4 protein-coding genes are annotated in these 4,599 nt (G+C 48.5%); 3 read left to right on the top strand and 1 reads right to left on the bottom strand.

What is annotated here, in order from left to right; all coding sequences use genetic code 11:
* Positions 1–24 precede the first annotated feature (24 nt).
* Complete coding sequence (locus AC4MRN_RS02035) at positions 25–2,169, bottom strand: TonB-dependent siderophore receptor (RefSeq protein WP_490402194.1); 2,145 nt, start codon at positions 2,167–2,169, stop codon at positions 25–27.
* 247 nt (positions 2,170–2,416) lie between these two features.
* Here AC4MRN_RS02035 and AC4MRN_RS02030 point away from each other — a divergent pair, with 247 nt between their 5' ends.
* From AC4MRN_RS02030 to AC4MRN_RS02020, 3 genes are all read left to right on the top strand, one after another.
* The gene (locus tag AC4MRN_RS02030; protein WP_370240782.1) at positions 2,417–2,674 is read left to right on the top strand and encodes a hypothetical protein; all 258 of its coding nucleotides are present in this window, start codon (positions 2,417–2,419) and stop codon (positions 2,672–2,674) included.
* The gene (locus AC4MRN_RS02025; protein WP_491202350.1) at positions 2,674–2,973 is read left to right on the top strand and encodes a hypothetical protein; all 300 of its coding nucleotides are present in this window, start codon (positions 2,674–2,676) and stop codon (positions 2,971–2,973) included. The genes AC4MRN_RS02030 and AC4MRN_RS02025 overlap by 1 nt, the downstream gene beginning before the upstream one ends.
* The coding region (locus tag AC4MRN_RS02020; RefSeq protein ID WP_370240779.1) for a PepSY-associated TM helix domain-containing protein at positions 2,970–4,599 on the top strand (1,630 nt) is incomplete at its 3' end. The genes AC4MRN_RS02025 and AC4MRN_RS02020, both read left to right, overlap by 4 nt.

The raw sequence follows: 4,599 nt of genomic DNA, 5'->3' as shown, positions 1-4,599 counted from the left end.
TCATTTCACAACACGAATATGCTGTTAGAAGTCCATTTTCACTTTTACAGCAAACGTACGTGGCTCACCAATGCGCATGTTACCACCGCCGTAAGAATCACCGATTGCCCAGTATTCTTTGTCGAACAGGTTGTCTACCGAACCAATCAGAGTCAGCTCGTTGTCGGCAACGGTAGTGGTATAACTTACACCGCCGTAGACCAGCGTATAAGAAGGTAGCTCCCAGTTATTCGCCGCATCGAGGGCTGTTTTACCGTGGAACTTGCCGCCCAGATTCACTGTGAGTCCCGGCACTGCTGATACGTTGTAGTTAGTCTGTAAGGTAAATTGCTGCTCAGGTGCACCACCTACATCATTACCTTGATTAGCCGTACTGGTTTTGTCGTACTCTGCACTCAGGAACATGGCATCGCCGTACAGTGACAGATTTTCAGTCACCGTTAACGCACCGCTAAACTCAAATCCCTGATACAGTGAGATCCCTTCCTGAATCAGGTAGTTGTCTTCAGTGACCATGGTGGCGCCACGCTCAATGCGGAACAAGGCAGAGCTCACAGACCAGCCCTGACCTGCCATTTTCATACCCAACTCATACTGCAAGCTTTCCAGCGGCGGCAGCAAATCGTTAGCGTTAGCATATTCTTCACCAACGGCCGACGTCTGCCCTTCAAATGACTCAACATAACTAGCGTAATACGTGGTGTTTGCCGCCGGCTTGTACATTAACGCTACCGTTGGCGATACCGCGGTATCATCGTAGTTATCGTGATAAGAAGCAAAATAGTCGCTGGTGTCGTGTTCGATATTGTTGGAACGGATCCCCAACAGCAATTCCCACTCGTCGGTAAGCTCAATAAAGTCGCTCACAAACACCGACTGCTGAGTATCAACCCAGGCAACTGGGGCATCTTTTTGCAAGGTAGCTTCATAGGCAGGCACATCGCCCGGCGTATACAGATTGCTGGTTGCGTAATTACGGGTTACCTTGCGGCCAAACTGACCACCGTCGTTGCGGTAAGTCGTGGCTTCCTGATGCGATACACCGAACACTACATTGTGTTTTATACCGCCAGTAGAAAAGTCCCCGTTTACAATAGCTTGTACCTGATCGTAATCAACGTCGAAGTACTGTTCGTAAGTCAGAATATTCAGGTCGCCCGCGCTGTTTAGCAGGTAGTTCAGACTTTTCACCCAACGGGTTTCATTTTTTGAGTAGTCGTAATCCAGCTGCAATTGCCAGTTGTCGTTGATGTTCCACTTCAGGCTACTGATCGCAATCAGGTTTTTATAGCCGTCGAAGGTGCCATCCACAGCCAGGTTACGACTGCCGCTGACCGTTGCAGGCAGGGGTTCACTTGCCGCCATATTCACCGAGAAGCGGTTCCAGGAATTTTCAATCAGGCGGTCGCTGTAAATCAAATCTACGGTCCACAACAGTGAATCCGTGAGGTTCGCGTCGAATGCCAATGACACGGTTTCGCGGTCGATGCCGCCATTGTCCAGGTAGGTATCACCGTCTTCTTTAACGGCATTCACCCGCACACCAAAACTGTCATCGTCACCAAAACGGGTACCGGCATCTACGTGTGCACTCAGCACACTGTCACTGCGCAAGCCCACATTGGCACTCACAGCAGTCTGAGTTGCGCGCTTGGTACTGTAATTTACGATACCGCCAGGCGCAGCCATACCGTACATAAAGCCGGTTGCGCCTTTAATGAGGGTCACTTGTTCAAACGCTTCATAAGGTAACTCACCACTGAAACTGTTGATCGACATACCATTGATTTTGAAGCTCTGTGTGTAATCCAGGCCAAGACCACGTACACGAATAGTGTCACCAAACGAACTGTAAGCACTGCCATCAACCGACACCGACGCTTCACGACTGAACAAGCTGCTTAGGGTATTTACCTGACGAATTTCCATGTCTTCCAATGAAATAACGTCTACTGAGAATGGGGTTTCCTGAATAGAGCGCTTGCCTAATGCCCCGCCGTCATTTTGCTGTTCAAATTCGGTAAGCTTGTGCCCTACCACAGAAATCACTTCAACATCTTCAGCACTTGCCGCGTCTGCAAACGCCACAGAATGACCAAGACCGGTCATGGCCGCACAGCAAGCTAATACTAATTTTCGCTTATTAAACAAAGCGTTTGGTTTACTCATGGTTTGTCCTTAATGTGATATGAAAAATCCGAGGGCGTTTGAGAAAGAAACGATTGTTGTAATGGTTATCCCTGCAGGTCGATGACACTACATCAAACGATAATCATTATCAATATCATTTACATAGTTTTGTATTTATCGTTGACTATGATCAGCTTTATGTAAATTAACCCAAATTTTTCTATACAAACTTATGTTAATGAGTATGATTTGCATTATTATTTATTAAACTAATGGATTAGGCATCATGAGTGTGTTGGCACTGGCCTTTACTTTCAGTGGCTGTTTGTTGATTTATGTCACCAATAAAAATCAACGCCTGTTTGCGAAGCAAAAAACACTGACTCTGCGATACCTTGGGTACCTGCTAGCCTGTGTTGCGCTGGTGTGTTGGTTAAATGCAGTGTCTGTCTCGGCAGCCATACTGATCTGGTTGTTGAGCATCATGGTGGTCCTGGCATTGATCCCGCTACTTACTCTTATTCGACCCGGGAGACAAACCTAATGGCCCGACTGTCTGCAGAAGAAAAGATTCAACCTCACTGGTGGACAAAATCACTGGCCGGTGCAGTGCTTGGACTGACGCTCGCGTTCGCGGTGGTCGGTATTTTTGCCTGGTATGGGCCGGGCGGGATTCAGGCGCCCAACAAAGTGCAATTTAATATGTGGATGATCAGTCCTGTCTGGTTACTGATTCTGTCGTTCTCATTCTTGTTTAGAACCGGTATGCGAGCCGTGCTGATACTTGGTACAGCAAACCTGATCGCGTGGGCAACCTTTTTACTATTGAGATACAGTTTATGAAGATCCGCAGCGATATTCTTCGCACTTACCAGTCTATTCACACCTGGACAGGGATTACGACCGGCCTGTTGTTATTCATTGCCTTTTTTGCCGGTGCATTGACTATGTTTAAATCGCCCATTACCCATTGGGCGGTGCCAGAGAACCACGTGCTGCCAGCTATTTCAGTCGGCCAATACGATGAGTTAGTGCAACAAGCTACAGCGCAATACGAAACAGCCAGCAACGGCTTCACTCTCCATTTTGCTCCCCATCAAAGTCCAATGCATCACAGCCCAATGACCTGGTACGAACAAGGCGGTGGCCGGGGACTCAGTATCGATAGCCACTTACGACAGGCCTCGTTCAACGAGGAAGGTGAGTTGGTTTCAGTGGCCAATCAGCAAAATGTACTGGGTGACTTGATTGATCAGTTGCATCGCACCGCAGGTATACCCGGTAAAGCCGGTCATGAAGATATTGGCGTATTGGTACTCGGAGTTGCGTCAGCTCTCTATTTCATCGCACTGGTATCTGGTGTTATTTTCCTGCTACCCACTCTGGTGAAAAGCTTTTTCTCCTTGCGACAAAAGAAAGGCGCAAATCGATTCTGGCTTGATACCCATAACCTGATTGGCATCACCAGTCTGCCATTTCATTTGCTGATAGCCTGGACAGTCGTGGTCTTTGCTTTCCACGACATGCTGTACGGCGGCCTCTCTCTGATTTACGGTGACGAACCCATGTTCGATCGCAATGGCGGCAGTAAACAGGTGTACTCGGTGGCTGAGCTCCCCCCCGTAGAACGTTATTTTGAAGCGGTCGGAGACATGGTAGAGGGCTACGACATTGTCAGTTTAACGTTTGCCGATTTAGCCACGCCACGAGCGCGTTTGAGTATTGAAGTAGCCGGCGACGGTAAACTGCAGCGCGCCGCCGAAACCGATATCATTGCTATGCACCCGTTTACACTGGACGTGACATACAGCACCTTAAGCATTCCGGAAAATGGCGCGTTTGGCCCTCTGGTGAAAAGTTTCTTTGCGCTGCACTTTGGTAATTTTGCCAATGATACCGGGCGCTGGATCTACTTTTTACTGGGTATGATGGGCGCAATCCTGTTCTATACAGGTAATCTGCTATGGCTGGAAAAGCGCCGCCAAAAACAAGCAAAACAATCCCGCTCGGTTACCATAATGGCAAAACTCACCATTGGTGTGTGTCTGGGTTCCGTGCTGGGTGTAGCGACTTCAATACTAGCCTCAAAATGGCTTTATCTGATGGGTGTCGATATCAATCTAGGATATATCAACGTCTATTACGGTGTGTTTATTGCCAGCCTGGGCTTTGCTTTTTGGCAAGGAGCCGCGAAGTCGGCAATTGCCTTGCAAGCCTTGATCGCAGCAACCTGTTTAGGCGTGCCGCTCACGACATTGATCACCGCGCTGTTTTCCCATAATACGCACTGGCACGTCGCTGGTGGCACCCTGTTAGTGGATGTGATGGCGCTGGTATTCGCCTGGATATTCTTTAGAGCTGCCAGAAAAACCCGACAACGTGCTTACCAGGGTGAGCCCGACAGTATCTGGTTTATTCCTTCCAAAGTTCACGCCACGCCAGGTGATAGCGTGCAACCGAAAACAATCT

This window comes from Marisediminitalea sp. (genome assembly GCF_984433645.1).
Note: the sequence above shows the minus strand (reverse complement) of the source record. Positions and strands in the feature narration are given on the sequence as shown.